We start from the raw sequence: 2,530 nt of genomic DNA on the forward strand, positions 1-2,530 counted from the left end.
TCGTTGAATCACCGTCAATGGCAGCTGACAAGGTAAAGGCAACATTTTCACCGACCACATTACCCAGTACTACATTGAAGCTCAGGAATACATCATCCCCTTCTTCAACGGTGTTTCCACCCGTGATTTGGAATGTTGCAGTTGTGTCTTCATCGACATTAGGATTGCCTACTCCGCGATCGTCTAGAATAGAGCCCTCGACCATTAGGCTGCTGCCCTCATGGCCATTGACCACTTCGGTGATCTGGACGCTGTACCCTTCCGGTACTTCCGTGACCTTGTCGTCTTGGGTCACAAGACGCAGTTGCAAATCGTTCGCTGGTACGGTAATCGCGACATCCGGATCAACGTTATGCCACTCTCCGCCCTGTTTGTATTGCAAGGTGCCCTCAAAGTCGTCCGCGCTCGTGCCGTTTTGGGCATCGTGCACCAAGCTTAACTTCACGCCAACCGCTTGACCTTTATCACCGCCTTCTCGGCTCACTTCAAAGCGGGCTGTTTGACCTTCTGTCACGTCCCCCTTCGTCGCGCTGATGTTCACCGTGGCCAAGGCATCGTCATCAATGCCGTCGTTATTACGGTCGTCATCCGTGATAGAGCCAATTCCCTGTGTTGAAGGGGATTCAATAAATTCGCTATCACTACTAGCCGTTAAGGTAATTGATTCAGTACTTTCGGTATCTGCATCATCAGCAACACGAACATAAACGACTAACTCTGTCTCACCTGTTTGAAGTGTAAGATCCTTTTCATTGATTTCGCGGTAGTCATCACCATCTTTAATATAAAGCTGTTTAGCGTAGTCAGCATCTTTAGTTGCAGTGTCTTCGTCTAAACCAAGAGATAGATTCAGTTGCACATCTTCTGTTACTGCTTGATCTAGAGAAATGGTAAATTCAAGATAGGCATTATCACCCTCTTGGACAGGATCCCCGGCGGATATGGTCATTTCAGCAACAGGTAATACTGTAACATCCACAGTGAAAGTATCTGTCCCGCCTTGACCGTCTGAAACTGTTAGTTCAAAACTATCACCACCGTTATATTCTTGAGCTGGTGTATATGTCCAATTACCATCTGTATCAACAATTACCGTGCCATTTTCACCTTGATTAGAAACTATATAAGCAAGGTCATCACCATCCACATCTAGTGCTTGAACTTTACCGGAGACAGAAGAATCCTCTTTCGTTATTACGGAAGTTCCTTCTCCTGCATCACTGCTATTTTCATCAACAAATACGGGCGCGTCATTAACCGGTGTGACGCCAATCTCGACAACGAGAGTGTCAATTCCGCCTCGGCCATCTGAAACCTCAACAGTAAAGTTGTCTGGGCCATTGTAGTTTTCATTCGGTGTGTATTCCCATGAGCCGTCTGGGTTAACGACTACAGTACCGTTCTCAGGAGCAGAGGTTTGTGAATAAACAAGGCTGTCACCGTTACTGTCTGTTGCAGAAAACTGCCCGCTTACCGGCGTGTCTTCTTCAGTAAAAATCGCAAGAGTATCGCCTAGATCGGCAGTTGTGGAATCAACAAAAGTTGGGGAATATTGACGAAATTGCTGAAGCAGGGTTAAGCTTTGTGTCTCAGAAAGACCTAATGACTCCAACCCTTCGGTATCCAATTGTGTTGATGCGATAATCGCACGGCCATCTCTAGAAATACTTCCAGATGCCGTCAAACTTGAGCCCGATGTTCCACCTGCGGCAGTCGCAAATTCTTCACCAAGCTGAGTAGGATCTTGACCTTCTTCTAAGGCTGCAAAGATATCTTCAATTTCAGCCGTGATATCTTGGTTATCTCCGTCTTCTCCAACAATCTCAACCTGCAGAGGCTGTTCTGCTTGGGTATCTAACGAGCCATCACTTTTTACGATGACTTCACCCGGAAGTACTTGATCTCCTTCGTTCAATACCTTTAGATTTCCATTAATGTCAATAACCACTATTTGCCCAGCAGCTAAATTGCTACCATTAATAAAAGTACCGATACCCATATGACGCCTCTGCTATTTCAAACTGCCAATCCAATAAGTCAAAATAATGACCCATGAAATTACATTCATTATTGCTATAATTTAACATTAATAGGTTGTAAACAAAACCAATAAACTAACATTTCAGTAACCCAGTCGAACGCATAATACGACCCACCTCTCATATTGATAATGAATCGATATCACTATATTGATTTGATCTTAGTTCAATATATTCAATGCAACAATGACACGTTACAATGTTGCAAAACGTCTTAACTTTACAAATTGATTACATATATGGACAAAAACATTAGGCTTTATAACGATTCGTGTTATTTTATTGACGCGTCAAATAACAAAGACAGAGTTGTCCAAGGAGAAACATCGTGAACTGGAATAGAATTAGTGCTGTTAGTGTTCTAATCGCCGCAAGTTTTCCGGGCTATAGCCAAACATTAGAGCAAGCGGTTGCTAATACGTTAAAAACCAACCCAGAGATAGCGGCTTCATACAATGAATTCATCAGTAAACGCTATCTAGCCGATGCAT

At 43.7% G+C, this 2,530-nt stretch carries 1 protein-coding gene; it reads right to left on the bottom strand.

Annotation, left to right across the window (positions count from 1 at the left end; all coding sequences use genetic code 11):
• The coding region (locus ACP45E_RS12845; RefSeq protein ID WP_141707327.1) for an Ig-like domain-containing protein at positions 1-1,999 on the bottom strand (1,999 nt) is incomplete at its 3' end.
• Positions 2,000-2,530 lie beyond the last annotated feature (531 nt).

It is taken from the genome of Vibrio genomosp. F10 str. 9ZD137 (assembly GCF_049974785.1).
GTDB lineage: Bacteria > Pseudomonadota > Gammaproteobacteria > Enterobacterales > Vibrionaceae > Vibrio.